Source organism: Sanguibacter suaedae (genome assembly GCF_016342785.1).
Taxonomy (GTDB): Bacteria; Actinomycetota; Actinomycetes; order Actinomycetales; family Cellulomonadaceae; genus Sanguibacter; species Sanguibacter suaedae.
Genome location: NZ_JAEINH010000004.1, coordinates 151,225 through 164,079, shown reverse-complemented (window position 1 = coordinate 164,079; position 12,855 = coordinate 151,225). Strand labels below are relative to the sequence as shown.

The following is a 12,855-nucleotide window of genomic DNA, read 5'->3' as shown; positions in this document are numbered from 1 at the left end:
ACCGCCAACAGGTCCGGGCGGACTGCGCTGCGGGCGAACGGGCCCGTCCCGGTCCGTCCGGTCACGGGCCACGAGCGCTGCGGCGCATAATGCCGCGGAAGAGGACGGAGCCCTCACGACGTCGGCGAGTCGCGCTTTTCACCCGGTCCGCGGATCACCGACCGGTGCGTCAGTACCAGTTCTTCTGCTGCGAGTGCGCCCACGCCGCGCACGGTGTGCCGTAGCGGCCCTCGATGTACCCGAGCCCCCACGTGATCTGCGTGGCCGCGTTGGTGCGCCAGTCGTCGGCGACGGACGCCATCTTCGTGCCGGGCAACGACTGGGGGATGCCGTAGGCGCCGCTCGACGCGTTCTCGGCCGTGACCTTCCAGTTCGACTCCTTGGTCCACAACGAGTCGAGGCACGTGAACTGCTCCGCGCCCCACCCGCGCTCGAGGACCATGGACTGTCCGAGCGCCCGCGCGGACCCGGGGTCGACGACCACCGTCGACGGGTCGGGCAGGTCGAGCGTCCCCACCTTGACCACCTCGTTGCGAGGACTCACCGTGACCTGCTGCGCCAGGACCGTGCGTGCGGTCTCCACGCCGTCGACGAGCGTCACGTCGTACGTCGTCACGGCCTGGCCCACGCGCCCCGTCTGGGACACGACGCGCTGGCCGACGACGAGGGTCGGGTCCTCGACCTCCTCGACCTCGAAGGGCAGCGCCTCCGTCGTGGTGTCCGTCGAGCTCGCGGCCCGGCCCACGGTGATGACGCCGCCGTCGACCGGGACGCTGTCGAGCGCAGGGTCCACGACGTCGCCCGGGTTGAGGACCACGCCCGCGGACTCGAGGACCTCGCGCACCGTGCCCGCGGCCGTCTCCATGCTGCTCGTGCCGCCGTCGATCGCCACGGAGACCTCCTTGAGCGTGGAGATCCGCAGGCGGTCCCGTCCGAGCGCGTCCGAGCGCGACGCGCTCACGGCCGCACCCCGGGTGCGGGGCCCCAGCTCCTCGAGCATCTCGCCGACGGTGAGGGCCGTCGAGGCGATCGTCTGCACCTCGCCGTCGATCTCGACCTCCACCATGCGCACAGTCCGGACGACGATGAGGTCTCCGTCGGAGACCGAGCTCTGCACCGACGGGAAGACCTGGTCGTCGGCCGCGACCTCGACCCGGTGGCCGGCGAGGACGTCCTCGACCGTGCGCCCGAACGCGGAGACGGTGCGCTGGTCCCCGTCGACCTCGATCGTCACCGTCTTGTGCATGGCCGTGATCGTCGTGGTGCCCGCCGCCACCGACACGAGCACGAGGGCGTGCGCGACGGTGCGGGCGACGCCGGGGACGCCTCCGGTGCGCAGGGTCACGGTCACGGGCGGGTCGTTCTCCTCTGTGGGTGGGGGCTGGTCAACCGTAGCGGAGCGCCGACCACGGATCATCCCCCGGGTGACGATCGGCCCGACCTCTCACGAACTCTCCATGAACTGCCGGCCGGGTGGGGTCACCACCGCCCGTAGACGGCCTCCGACGTCTGCGTGACGGTCCGGCACACCGTCGCGACGTCCACCCCGACGACGTCCGCGACGGCTCGCACCGTGACCGGCACGAGGTACGGGGCGTTGGGCCGCCCCCGGTAGGGGTGCGGCGTGAGGTACGGGGCGTCGGTCTCGACGAGCACCTGCCCCAGCGGCACGCTGCGCAGCGCCTCGCGGAGCCCGTCGTTCGCCGAGAACGTCACGGGCCCTGCGAACGACAGGTACCAGCCCTGCTCGGCGCAGAACCGCGCCATCCCGGCGTCCCCGGAGTAGCAGTGGAACACGGTCCGCTCGGGCGCCCCGTCCGAGGCGAGCACCTCGAGGACCTCGGCGTGCGCGTCACGGTCGTGGATCTGCAGGGCCAGGCCCAGCTCCTTGGCGAGCGCGACGTGCGCACGGAAGGACCTGCGCTGGGCGTCGAGCCCGGCAGCACCGGTGCGGTAGAGGTCCATGCCGGTCTCGCCGATCGCCCGGATGCGCTCGTTGCCGCGCGCGAGGTCCGCGATCTCCGCGACCGCGGTGTCGAGGTCGACGTCGTGGTGCTCCTGGGGCGCCGGGGGCAGCCCGTCGGGCCCGACGTCCCGGACGCCCGCGTGGAGGGGCGCCTCGTTGGGGTGGATGGCGACGGCGCCGAGGAGCGCGTCGTGCTCGCGGACGACGCGGTCGGTCCACCGGGCGGCCGGGAGGTCGCACCCGACCTGCACCATGCGGGTGACCCCGACGGCGGCGGCCTCCGCGACGAGCTCGGCCACCCCGGGGACGGGGATCCCGTCGGGCAGGACGTGGCCGACGGAGTCGAGGTGGGTGTGGTTGTCGACGACCTCCCCCGGCAGCGGCTCGGGTGCCGGGGGGCGGCTGCGGTCGCGCTCGCGCCTCGCCACGTCAGGCCGTGGTGGGGGCGCCGGGGATCTCCTCGGGGTCCTCGAGCCTCGGGAAGAGGGCGTCGCCCTTGGTGACGGTGGTCCCGGCGGGGAGCTGCCCGAACGGAGCCACGGTGCGGACGTCCTGGGCGTCGAGCGGGCCGACGGCGGCCTCGGCGCCGAGGAGCGTCCACAGGCCGGTCGCGGCCTTGGGGACCACGGGGTTGAGGAGCACCGCGAGGACGCGCAGCGCCTCGGCGGCGGTGACGAGGATCGTCGCCAGGCGACCGCCCTCCACACCCGCTCCGCCGGCGGTCTCCCCGGGGAGCTTGGCGACCTTCCACGGTTCCTGCTCCGTGAGGTACATGTTCGTGGCGTCGACGAGGGTCCAGATCGCGTTGATGGCCTCGTGCGGTGCGATGCGGTCGATCGCGTCCTCGGCGTCCGCGACGGCCTTGGTGGCGACCGCCTGCAGCGCCTCCTCGGCGTCCGTCGGGGACCCGGGGGCGGGCAGGGCTCCCCCGAAGTTCTTGCCGATCATGGCGGCGACCCGGGAGGCGAGGTTGCCGAACCCGTTGGCGAGCTCTGCGTTGTACCGGGCCGAGAGGTCCTCCCAGGAGAACGACCCGTCCTGCCCGAAGGGGATGGCCCGCATGAAGTAGTACCGGAAGGCGTCGGACCCGAAGTGGTCGATGATCTGGCTCGGGGCGATGCCGGTGAGCTTGGACTTGCTCATCTTCTCGCCGCCCACGAGGAGCCACCCGTGCGCGAAGACGGTCCTCGGCAGCGGCAGCCCGGCGGCCATGAGCATCGCCGGCCAGATAACGGCGTGGAACCGGAGGATGTCCTTGCCCACGAGGTGGACGTCCGCGGGCCACGTCCGCGCGAACTTCTCCGCGTCCGCGGGGTCCGCGGACCCCTGCCCGACGGCGGTCATGTAGTTGAGCAGCGCGTCGAACCACACGTACAGGACGTGGGAGGAGTCCCACGGGATGGGGATGCCCCAGTCGAAGGTGGACCGGGAGATCGACAGGTCCTGCAAGCCCTGCTTGACGAAGCCGACGACCTCGTTGCGGGCGCTCGCCGGCTGCACGAACTCCGGGTGCTCCTCGTAGAGCGCCAGGAGGCGGTCCGCGTAGGCGCTCATGCGGAAGAAGTAGTTCTGCTCGGAGAGCATCTCGACGGGCCTGCCGTGGACGGGGCACAGCTTCGAGCCCTCGAGGTCTCCGGTCCCGTCGACGAGGTCACCGGGGAGCTTGTACTCCTCGCAGCCCACGCAGTACGGGCCCTCGTAGGAGCCCGCGTAGATCTCGCCGTCGTCGTAGAGCTTCTGGATGAAGGACCGGACCCGCTCCGTGTGACGGGGCTGCGTGGTCCGGATGAAGTCGTCGTTGCGCGCGTCGAGGGTGGTGAGCACCGGCTCCCAGGCGCTCTCCACGAGGCGGTCGGCCCATTCCTGCGGCGTGACCCCGTGAGCCTCCGCCGTCCGCATGACCTTCTGCCCGTGCTCGTCCGTCCCGGTGAGGAACCACACGTCCTCCTGACGCTGGCGGTGCCAGCGGGTGAGGACGTCGGCCGCGACCGTGGTGTACGCGTGCCCGATGTGCGGGGCGTCGTTGACGTAGAAGATCGGGGTGGTGAGGTAGAAGCTCTGCGCCCCGGCGGGCGCTGCGTTCTCGTCGTGGGCCATGGGGCAATGCTAGGGCGTCACGCGCCCGGTGGAGGTCAGGGTTCCACCGACGGGACGCCGTCAGTCGTCGACGGTGACGCGGAGCAGGCGGTCGTCGTCTGGGCCGGGCTCGCCACGGCCGTCGGTGGTGCTCGTGAGGACGTACAGGTCGCCGTCGGAGCCCGTGACCACGGTGCGGACCCGACCGGTGCCGCCCTCGAGCAGCGACTGCGGCTGCCCGACGCCCTGGGCCGCCAGCGGGACGCGCCACAGACGCTCGCCCTGCAGCGCGGCGAGGTACACGCCCTCGCCGGTGACGGCGAGCCCGCTGGGGGACGCCTCGGCGGTGTCCCACGTGACGAGAGGGTCGACGAACCCGGCGGCGGTGCTCGCCTCCGCACCGACGCCCTCGACGTCGGGCCACCCGTAGTTGCCGCCGGCGACCACGAGGTTGAGCTCGTCGGCGGTGTTCTGCCCGAGCTCGGACGCGAACATCCGGCCGTCCTCGGACCACCCGAGGCCCTGGACGTTGCGGTGCCCCAGGGACCACAGGGGTGATCCGGGGATCGGGTTGCCGGGAGCCGCGGACCCGTCGGGGGTGATGCGCAGGATCTTCCCGGCGAGCGAGTCGGGGTTCTGGGCGAGTCGCGGCGACCCGGCGTCGCCGGTCGAGACGTAGAGGTGGCCGTCGGGCCCGAAGGCGACCTGCCCGCCGTCGTGCGTGGCCGCCGCGGGGACGGCGTCGAGGATCACCTCGAGCGCTCCGAGCCGCGTCCCCTGGAGCTCGCCACGGAGCACCTGGTTGCCGCCCTCCGCGGTCCGGTAGAGGAAGACGAGGCCGTCCTCGTCGAACGTCGGTGAGACCGCCACCCCGAGGAGCCCGCCCTCACCGTCGGTGACGGTGAGCTCGGCGAGGTCGTCCGCGCCCTCCCCCGTCACCGGCGTCGTGGAACCGTCGGTCACGCGCAGCAGCCTGCGGTCGTCTCGCTCGGTGACGAGCCACGCCCCGTCGGGCAGCTCGGCGAGACCCCACGGGGCCGCGAGCCCGGTCGCCACGACCTCGGCGACGTCCGCGGTGACGAGCGGGACCTCGGGGACGGTGCGGTCGCCGTCCTCACCGGTGTCCCCCTCGCCGGCGGCGTCGGTGGGCGCGTCCTCCGCGGGCTCCGTCGTGGCCCCTGCGGACGTCGAGCCGCCCGTGGGCTCCGCCGCCCGGTCGTCGTCCCCGCCGCACGCGGCGAGCGCCAGGGCGACCGCCACGACCCCGGCGACGCGCGCGGTCCGCGTGCTGCGCATCGCCCTCACAGCCGCGTCAGCCCCTTCTTCAGGCCCCGCACGGCCTGACCGATGCGGTGCTCGTTCTCGATGAGCGCGAAGCGCACGTACTCGTCACCGCCCGCCCCGAAGCCGACCCCGGGCGACACGGCGACGTCGCACTCGTGGACGAGGTGCCGGGCGAACTCGATGGACCCCATCTCGCGGTAGGCCTCCGGGATGCGCGCCCACACGAACATGGTTCCGCCGGGCCGTTCCACCGGCCAGCCGATGCGCTGCAGCCCGTCGCACAGGGCGTTGCGGCGCGACTCGTACACGTCGGACACCTCGCGCGGGAAGTCGACGGCCTCGTTGAGCGTCACGGTCGCGGCGATCTGGATGGGCTGGAACGTCCCGTAGTCGAGGTAGCTCTTGAGCTTGCCGAGGGCGCCCACCACGTCGCTGCGCCCGACGAGGAACGCCACGCGCCACCCGGCCATGGAGTACGACTTGGTCATGGAGTACAGCTCGACGGCGACCTCCGTGGCGCCCTCGCACTGCATGATCGACGGGGGCGTGAAGCCGTCGAAGGTCATGTCCGCGTAGGCGAGGTCGTGGACGAGCACGACGTCGCGCTCGCGCGCCCAGTCGACGAGTCGCTGGAGGTCCTCGAGGGACGCGACCGTGGTGGTGGGGTTGTGCGGGAAGGACAGGACGACGACGCGCGGCTTGGGCCAGCCGAGCTCCCACGCCTCCATGACGCGGTCGATGAACCCCGACGCGTCGGTCCCGTCGCCGATGGGCACCTGCCGCGCGTCGGCGCCGGCGAAGTACGGGCCCCAGATGTGGATGGGGTAGCTGGGGGTGGGCACGATGGCGCTGTCCCCGGGCTGCAGCAGCACCCACATGAGGTGGCTGAAGCCCTCCTTGGCCCCGATGGTGGAGATGATCTGCGTCTCGGGGTCGAGCGTCACCCCGAAGCGTCGCTGGTAGAGGCTCGCGACGGCCTCGCGCAGCTTGGGGATGCCCCGGGACGACGAGTACCGGTGGTTGCGCTGGTTGAGCGCTGCCTCGGCGAGCTTGTCCACCGCCACCTGGGGGCTCGGCAGGTCCGGGTTGCCGAAGCCGAGGTCGACGACGTCCCGGCCCTCGCGGCGCGCCTCGAGCTTGAGGGAGTCGATGATCGTGAAGACGTACGGCGGCAGACCGGGGATGCGGCGGAACTCGATCTCACGAGGCATGCGTGCACACTATCGCCGCCGCACGGTCGCGGCAGGAGGGCGACCGGCCCGCGGAACGCGGCGGCGCGGACTACCGTGGACCCATGACGAGCACAGGCGACCTCACCCACCGCGCGCTGATCATCGTCGACGTGCAGCCGACGTTCTGCGAGGGCGGCGCGCTGCCCGTCGCCGGGGGCGACGACGTGGCCCGCGCGATCGCGCTCTACGCGACGGAGCACCGACCGGACTACGACCTCGTCGTCACCACGCAGGACTGGCACGTGGACCCGGGCGACCACTTCAGCGACACCCCGGACTTCGTCGACTCGTGGCCGCCGCACGGCGTCGCGGGGACGGCGGAGGCGGAGCTCCACCCGGCGCTGTCCGCGATGGTCCCCGAGGTGTCGGTGAAGAAGGGCGAGTACCAGGCGGCCTACTCGGGCTTCGAGGGGCGCGACGGCGAGGGGCGCCTGCTCGCCGACATCCTCCTCGACGCGAGGATCACCCGTGTGGACGTCGTCGGTCTGGCGGAGTCCCACTGCGTCAAGGCGACGGCGCTCGACGCGCACGCCCTCGGTCTGGCCACCCGCGTCCTCACCGATCTCACGGCCCCGGTCTCCGAGGAGCTGGGCGTGCAGGCGCGCGAGGAGCTGCGGGCCGCCGGGGTGCACCTGGCGCCCAGCACGTCCGCCTGACCGTCAGGTCTGCAGCGTCAGGTCTGCAGCGTCAGGTCTGCAGCGTCGCGTAGGCCCCGCCGGCCGCGACGAGCTCGCCGTGCGACCCGACCTCGACGACCCGCCCGGCCTCCATGACGGCGATCCGGTCCGCCCCCCGGATCGTGGAGAGGCGGTGGGCGACGACGAACGTCGTGCGCCCCGCCATGAGGCGCTCGAGGGCACCCTGGACGAGGCGCTCGGACGTCGCGTCGAGCGCGGAGGTGGCCTCGTCGAGCACGAGGACGCGGGGGTTGCGGATGAGCGCCCGGGCGATGGCGATGCGCTGGCGCTGCCCGCCGGAGAGCCGTGAGCCACGCTCGCCGATGACGGCGTCCAGGCCGCCCATCTCGTCGACGAAGCCGAGGGCGTTCGCGTCGTCCAGGGCGGTGCGGACCACGTCGTCCGGGAGGTCGTGGTCCCCGTACGTGACGTTGTCGCGGACGGTGCCCTCGAAGAGGAGCGACTCCTGCGGGACGACGGCGAGGTGCCTGCGGTACGTGCGCAGGTCGAGGCCGGCCATGTCGTGACCGTCGACGAGGATCCGCCCCGACGTGGGCGCGAGGAAGCCGATGACCATGTTGAGGACCGTCGACTTCCCGGAGCCCGAGGGGCCCACCAGGGCGATGGTCTCCCCCGCGCGCACGTCGAGGGTGAGGTCCTCGATCGCGGGCGCCGTGGCGTCGTCGTACCGGAAGGCGACGTGCTCGAAGCGCACGGCGCCGCGCACCTCGGTGACCTGCTCCTTGCCCTCGTTGCGCTCGAGGTCCTGCTCGGACAGGACGTCCCCCATGGACCGGATCGACTCGAGACCCTTGGTGATGATGGGTGCGAGGGTCATGAGGACCGTCACGGACCCGGTGAGCTGCACGAAGTACGCGGAGAGCATGACGACGTCGCCGGGCGTGAGGTCGAAGAGGCCCGTGTAGGCGGCCCACGCCGCTCCCACGAGGCACGCCACGGACAACAGCTGGAACGTGATCCACGCGAGGGCCCCGAAGCGCCCGTTGAGGACGTCGAGCCGGATCCCCGCCTCGCGGACGCCCAGGAGCGTCGAGTCCAGGCGGTCGAGCTCGCGGTGCTCCAGGGCGTGCGCGCGGGTGATGGGGATGAGGTGCGTCATCTCGCTCACCCGGGCGGACATCGCCTCGACCTGCCGCCGGAAGTCGGCGTTGCGGCTCACCATGCGCTTGCGCATGGTGACCACGAGGGCCGCCGACGCCGGGACGGCGAGGAGGAAGACGGGGAGGAACTCCGGGGTGCGGACCGCGGTGAGGACGAGCGCCCCGGCGAGCGTCGTGATGGCGCCCATCGACGAGTCGAACGTCTGGCGCGACGACTCGACGACGTTCTCCACGTCGCGGACGATCTTCGCCTGGAGCACGCCGGCGCTCGTGCGCCGGTGGTACCCGATGGACAGCTCCTGGAGACGCCGCGCCAGGGACATGCGCAGGTTCGTCTCGACGGTTCGCACGGAGTGGGACAGGAACCGCACGTACACGGCGGTGAGCGGCAGGTTCTGCGCGATGATCACGGTCATGAACGCGGCCACGAACCAGAGCTCGGACAGGGGGCGCTCCTCGACGACGATGTCGATGACCTCGGCGGTGAGCACGGGCATGACCCACACGGGCGAGTGCTTCACGGCATAGGCGAGGGCGGCGCCGAGGATCCTCCACCGCTGGTCGGAGAAGAGGCGGACGGTGGTCCGCACGGGGTGGGTGCCGTCGTACCACTCCTCGACGGGCGTGCGGGTGCGGGTCATGAGGACCATCCTCCCGCAGGATCGGATCGATTCGATAGACCTGGGGCGGGCGGGTTCGGTGTCTGCGGTCAGCGCCCAGGCTTGGCGGCGAGCGCCGCGGCGTAGAGGTCCCGCTTCACGGCGCCGGTGGCGGTCGCGACGTCGGCGACGGCCTCCTTGAGGCGCTCCCCCGCGTCGACCCGGGCGAGGACCTCGGCGACGAGGTCGGCGGTGGACGCGGGCTCTCGGTCGGGCGCCCCGGCGACGACGACGGAGATCTCGCCGCGCAGCTGCTCGGCGGCGGTGCGCTCGGCGAGGTCGCCGAGGGTGCCGCGCAGGACCTCCTCGTACGTCTTGGTGAGCTCGCGGCACACCGCGGCCGGGCGGTCGTCGCCGAAGGCCTGGGCCATGGCGGCGAGCGTCTGGTCGACGCGGTGCGGCGACTCGAAGAAGACCATGGTGCGGCGCTCGTCGGCGAGGGCCTGGAACGCGCGGGCCCGCTCGCCGGGCTTGCGCGGCGGGAACCCCTCGAAGCAGAAGCGGTCCGTGGGCAGCCCGGACACGGCGAGCGCCGTGAGGACGGCGCTGGGTCCGGGGGCCGAGGTGACGGGCAGGTCCCGCTCGATGGCGCGCGCGACGATCCGGTACCCGGGGTCGGAGACGCTGGGCATCCCGGCGTCGGTGACGACGAGGACGGTGCCACCGCCCTCGACGACGTCGAGGAGCTCGTCGGCGCGGGCGGTCTCGTTGTGCTCGTGGCAGCTCACGACGCGCCCGCCGGGGCGCAGGTCGAGGCGTCCGGCGAGGGCGTGCAGGCGTCGGGTGTCCTCGGCGGCGACGACGTCGGCCTCGACGAGGAGGCGACGGAGGCGCGGCGAGGCGTCCTCGACGTCTCCGATGGGTGTCGCTGCGAGGACGAGGCGGCCGGTCATGCGTCCAAGCGTGCCATGGCGGCCCAGGTGTGAAGGACGTCACCTACGATGACTGGCGTGACCGGGAGCGACAGGACCGACGACGGGCAGACGGCTGCGGCTCCTGCGACCGCTGGGACGGGTGCGCGCGGTGTCGGTGGCGCTGGTCGCCCAGACCTCGTGAAGGCGGGTGCGGAGTCGACGCGCAGCCGGATGGTGCGCGACCTCTTCTCGCGGCGCAGCCTCGCGCTGGGCTCGACGGCGTCGGACCGGTTCTGGGGGTGGGCGGGGCCGCTGGCGGTCGCTCTCGTGGCCGCGGTCCTGCGCCTGGTGAACCTGGGCAACCCCAGGACGCTCGTGTTCGACGAGACGTACTACGTCAAGGGCGCGTACACCCTGCTCACCCTGGGGTACGAGGCGGACTGGCCGGACGACCCGAACGAGGCGTTCGAGTCGGGGAACCAGGACATCTACGTGGCGCGGCCCGACTACGTGGTGCACCCGCCGCTGGGCAAGTGGATGATCGCCGTCGGGATGCGCCTGGGCGGCTCGGAGAACCCGTGGGCGTGGCGGCTGTCCGCTGCCGTCCTGGGCGCCGTGGCGGTGTTCCTCCTCGCCCGGACGGCACGGCGACTCTTCGGGTCGACGGCGGCCGGCATCCTCGCCGGGGCGTTGTTCGCGCTGGACGGGGTGGCGATCGTGCACGCCCGGACGGGCCTGCTCGACGGCTTCCTCATGCTGTGGGTCCTCGTGGCCTTCGCGTGCCTGGTCCGTGACCGCGAGTGGTCGCGGCGGCGGCTCGCGGAACGCGCGGCGGTGCTCGTCGACTCCGGGCGAGGTCTCGGCAGGTGGGGCCCGACGACGGGGTTCCGCTGGTGGCGCTTCGCGGCGGCGGTGGCCCTGGGGCTGGCGTGCGGCACCAAGTGGTCCGGCCTGTACTTCGTCGCCGTGCTCTGCGTCCTGTCGGTGGCGTGGGACGCGACGGCGCGCCGCACGATCGGGGTGCGCGCGTGGCCCGTCGCGGCCCTCGTGCGCGACGCCCTCCCAGCGATGGCCGTGGTGCTCCCGACGGTGCTCGTCATGTACCTGGCGTCGTGGGCCGGGTGGTTCGCCGACTCCCGGTCGTACAACCGGTGGTGGGCGGGCAAGCACCCCGTCGAGTACCCGTCGTGGGTACCGGAGGCGATCTCGGGCAGGCTCGGTCCGTTCGAGTCCCTGTGGGCCTACCACACGAAGATGTGGGAGTTCCACACGGGGCTGACGAACCCGCACACGTACGAGGCGAACCCGTGGGGTTGGTTGATCCAGTGGCGGCCCACGTCGTTCTACTGGCGCAAGACCACCATGGGCGAGGGCGGTTGCGGGGCCGAGGAGTGCGCCCGGGCGATCACGTCGATCGGCAACCCGCTCATCTGGTGGCTCGCGACCCTCGGGCTCCTGGTCGCGATCTGGGCGCTGGTCCGGTTGCGCGACTGGCGGGCGGGCGCCGTCCTGTCCGGAGTCATCGCCGGCTGGGTGCCGTGGCTGTTCCTCACCGAGCGCACGGTCTTCACGTTCTACGTCATCGCCTTCGCGCCGTGGATGTACCTGTCCCTCGCGTACGTCGTGGCGCTCGGCTGGGAGCTGGTCGAGGACCGGGGCGAGGTCGCACGCCGTCGGTACCGACGCGCCGTGGGAGTGGTCCTCGGGTGCGTCCTCGCGGCGAGCGTCTTCTTCTACCCGCTGTGGACCGGCATGGAGGTCCCGTACTGGTTCTGGCAGGCCCACATGTGGCTGGACAGCTGGATCTGACCTACGAGGCGATGCGGGTCCGCCCGTCGGACACCGGCCCGTCCTCCATGCTGAGCGTCACCTGAGCCCAGAGCTCGTCGAGGGAGAGCCCGACGACGGCGGCGACGGCCGCGACGGTGGTGAACGCCGGGGTCGCCACCCGGCCGGACTCGATCTTGCGGAGCGTCTCCGGGGAGATGCCCGCCTCGAGCGCGGTGTCGAGCATGGGCCGTGCGCCCCGTGCTCGGCGGAGAGCAGCACCGAGGCGCTGGCCTCGTTCGATCTCTGCGGGCGTGAGCGGCGTCCTGACCATGGGCCGATCCTAACCCGGGATAGTATGACCGGGATAGTTATCCGGCACCCCTGGAGGCACCGCATGATCGAGATCCTCAGCCCGACCGAGCTCCCGAGGGCCCGGAGGTCCGGCGCGCTCGTCGCCGACATCCTCCAGAGCCTGCGGTCGCGGGCCGGGGTCGGCACCAACCTCCTGGAGATCGACCGCTGGACGCGCGAGATGATCGACGGCGCCGGTGCACAGTCCTGCTACGTCGACTATGCGCCGTCGTTCGGCCGCGGACCGTTCGGGCACCACGTCTGCACGTCGGTCAACGACGCGGTGCTGCACGGGCTCCCGCACGACTACGACCTCGCCGACGGCGACCTGGTGACCCTCGACCTGGCCGTCTCGCTCGAGGGCGTGGTCGCTGACTCCGCGGTGAGCTTCGTGGTGGGCGGCTCGGCACCGCAGGAGAGCCTCGACATGATCGCGGCGACGGAGCGCGCCCTGGCGGCGGGGATCGCGGCGGTGCGTCCCGGCGCACGGGTCGGGGACCTCTCGCACGCGATCGGCACGGTGCTGGGCGAGGCCGGGTACCAGGTGAACACGGAGTTCGGCGGGCACGGCGTGGGGTCGACCATGCACCAGGACCCGCACGTCGCGAACACGGGGCGGCCGGGGCGCGGGTACGTGCTGCGCCCGGGCCTGCTCCTGGCGCTGGAGCCGTGGATCATGGCGGACACCGCCGACCTCGTCACCGACGCGGACGGGTGGACGTTGCGCAGCGCGACGGGCTGCCGGACGGCGCACAGCGAGCACACGGTCGCGGTGACGGAGGACGGCGCGGAGATCCTCACGCGACCGACGCCCGCCCTCCCCTGAGGGGGAGGACGGGCGTCGAGGGCTCGCGGGTGCCGCGTG

The 12,855-nt window shown here is 72.6% G+C and carries 11 protein-coding genes; 3 read left to right on the top strand and 8 right to left on the bottom strand.

The window, feature by feature from the left end; all coding sequences use genetic code 11:
- Window positions 1-169 precede the first annotated feature (169 nt).
- The 5 genes from JAV76_RS06515 to JAV76_RS06495 form a co-directional block, all read right to left on the bottom strand.
- Window positions 170-1,351, bottom strand: coding sequence for a resuscitation-promoting factor (locus JAV76_RS06515; RefSeq protein WP_307844041.1), 1,182 nt, complete (start codon window positions 1,349-1,351; stop codon window positions 170-172).
- 128 nt (window positions 1,352-1,479) lie between these two features.
- Window positions 1,480-2,394 (bottom strand): TatD family hydrolase, encoded by a 915-nt coding sequence (locus JAV76_RS06510; RefSeq protein WP_198733219.1) that lies wholly within the window; start codon window positions 2,392-2,394, stop codon window positions 1,480-1,482.
- 1 nt (window position 2,395) lies between these two features.
- Window positions 2,396-4,063, bottom strand: a complete 1,668-nt coding sequence (gene metG / locus JAV76_RS06505) for a methionine--tRNA ligase (protein ID WP_198733218.1) — start codon at window positions 4,061-4,063, stop codon at window positions 2,396-2,398.
- Between the two features lie 60 nt (window positions 4,064-4,123).
- Entirely contained in the window at window positions 4,124-5,338 is a 1,215-nt protein-coding gene (locus JAV76_RS06500) for a PQQ-dependent sugar dehydrogenase (RefSeq protein ID WP_198733217.1), read from the bottom strand.
- A 5-nt stretch (window positions 5,339-5,343) separates the two neighbouring features.
- The gene (locus JAV76_RS06495; RefSeq protein WP_198733216.1) at window positions 5,344-6,537 is read right to left on the bottom strand and encodes an aminotransferase class I/II-fold pyridoxal phosphate-dependent enzyme; all 1,194 of its coding nucleotides are present in this window, start codon (window positions 6,535-6,537) and stop codon (window positions 5,344-5,346) included.
- Between the two features lie 83 nt (window positions 6,538-6,620).
- Between JAV76_RS06495 and JAV76_RS06490 the strand changes: the two genes are divergently transcribed.
- Window positions 6,621-7,214 (top strand): isochorismatase family protein, encoded by a 594-nt coding sequence (locus tag JAV76_RS06490; RefSeq protein WP_198733215.1) that lies wholly within the window; start codon window positions 6,621-6,623, stop codon window positions 7,212-7,214.
- Between the two features lie 31 nt (window positions 7,215-7,245).
- Here JAV76_RS06490 and JAV76_RS06485 read toward each other — a convergent pair whose 3' ends face one another.
- Window positions 7,246-8,997, bottom strand: a complete 1,752-nt coding sequence (locus JAV76_RS06485; protein WP_198733214.1) for an ABC transporter ATP-binding protein — start codon at window positions 8,995-8,997, stop codon at window positions 7,246-7,248.
- A gap of 68 nt (window positions 8,998-9,065) precedes the next feature.
- The gene (gene rsmI / locus JAV76_RS06480; protein ID WP_198733213.1) at window positions 9,066-9,908 is read right to left on the bottom strand and encodes a 16S rRNA (cytidine(1402)-2'-O)-methyltransferase; all 843 of its coding nucleotides are present in this window, start codon (window positions 9,906-9,908) and stop codon (window positions 9,066-9,068) included.
- A 48-nt stretch (window positions 9,909-9,956) separates the two neighbouring features.
- On the opposite strand from rsmI, the gene JAV76_RS06475 reads away from it, so the two are divergent.
- Window positions 9,957-11,678: a dolichyl-phosphate-mannose--protein mannosyltransferase gene (locus tag JAV76_RS06475; protein WP_198733212.1), complete on the top strand. Its 1,722-nt coding sequence runs from the start codon at window positions 9,957-9,959 to the stop codon at window positions 11,676-11,678.
- 1 nt (window position 11,679) lies between these two features.
- Here the strand turns inward: JAV76_RS06475 and JAV76_RS06470 are convergent, their stop codons facing one another.
- Window positions 11,680-11,970, bottom strand: a complete 291-nt coding sequence (locus tag JAV76_RS06470; protein ID WP_198733211.1) for a helix-turn-helix domain-containing protein — start codon at window positions 11,968-11,970, stop codon at window positions 11,680-11,682.
- A gap of 63 nt (window positions 11,971-12,033) precedes the next feature.
- Between JAV76_RS06470 and map the strand changes: the two genes are divergently transcribed.
- Window positions 12,034-12,816, top strand: coding sequence for a type I methionyl aminopeptidase (map, locus tag JAV76_RS06465; RefSeq protein ID WP_198733210.1), 783 nt, complete (start codon window positions 12,034-12,036; stop codon window positions 12,814-12,816).
- Window positions 12,817-12,855 lie beyond the last annotated feature (39 nt).

Excerpts from the sequence above, each read along its gene's own strand:
- JAV76_RS06495 (WP_198733216.1), bottom strand. The coding sequence starts at position 6,537 with ATGCCTCGTGAGATCGAGTTCCGCCGCATCCCCGGTCTGCCGCCGTAC.
- metG (WP_198733218.1), bottom strand. The coding sequence starts at position 4,063 with ATGGCCCACGACGAGAACGCAGCGCCCGCCGGGGCGCAGAGCTTCTAC.
- JAV76_RS06470 (WP_198733211.1), bottom strand. The coding sequence starts at position 11,970 with ATGGTCAGGACGCCGCTCACGCCCGCAGAGATCGAACGAGGCCAGCGC.
- JAV76_RS06475 (WP_198733212.1), top strand. The coding sequence starts at position 9,957 with ATGACTGGCGTGACCGGGAGCGACAGGACCGACGACGGGCAGACGGCT.
- JAV76_RS06490 (WP_198733215.1), top strand. The coding sequence starts at position 6,621 with ATGACGAGCACAGGCGACCTCACCCACCGCGCGCTGATCATCGTCGAC.
- JAV76_RS06500 (WP_198733217.1), bottom strand. The coding sequence starts at position 5,338 with ATGCGCAGCACGCGGACCGCGCGCGTCGCCGGGGTCGTGGCGGTCGCC.
- map (WP_198733210.1), top strand. The coding sequence starts at position 12,034 with ATGATCGAGATCCTCAGCCCGACCGAGCTCCCGAGGGCCCGGAGGTCC.
- rsmI (WP_198733213.1), bottom strand. The coding sequence starts at position 9,908 with ATGACCGGCCGCCTCGTCCTCGCAGCGACACCCATCGGAGACGTCGAG.
- JAV76_RS06485 (WP_198733214.1), bottom strand. The coding sequence starts at position 8,997 with ATGACCCGCACCCGCACGCCCGTCGAGGAGTGGTACGACGGCACCCAC.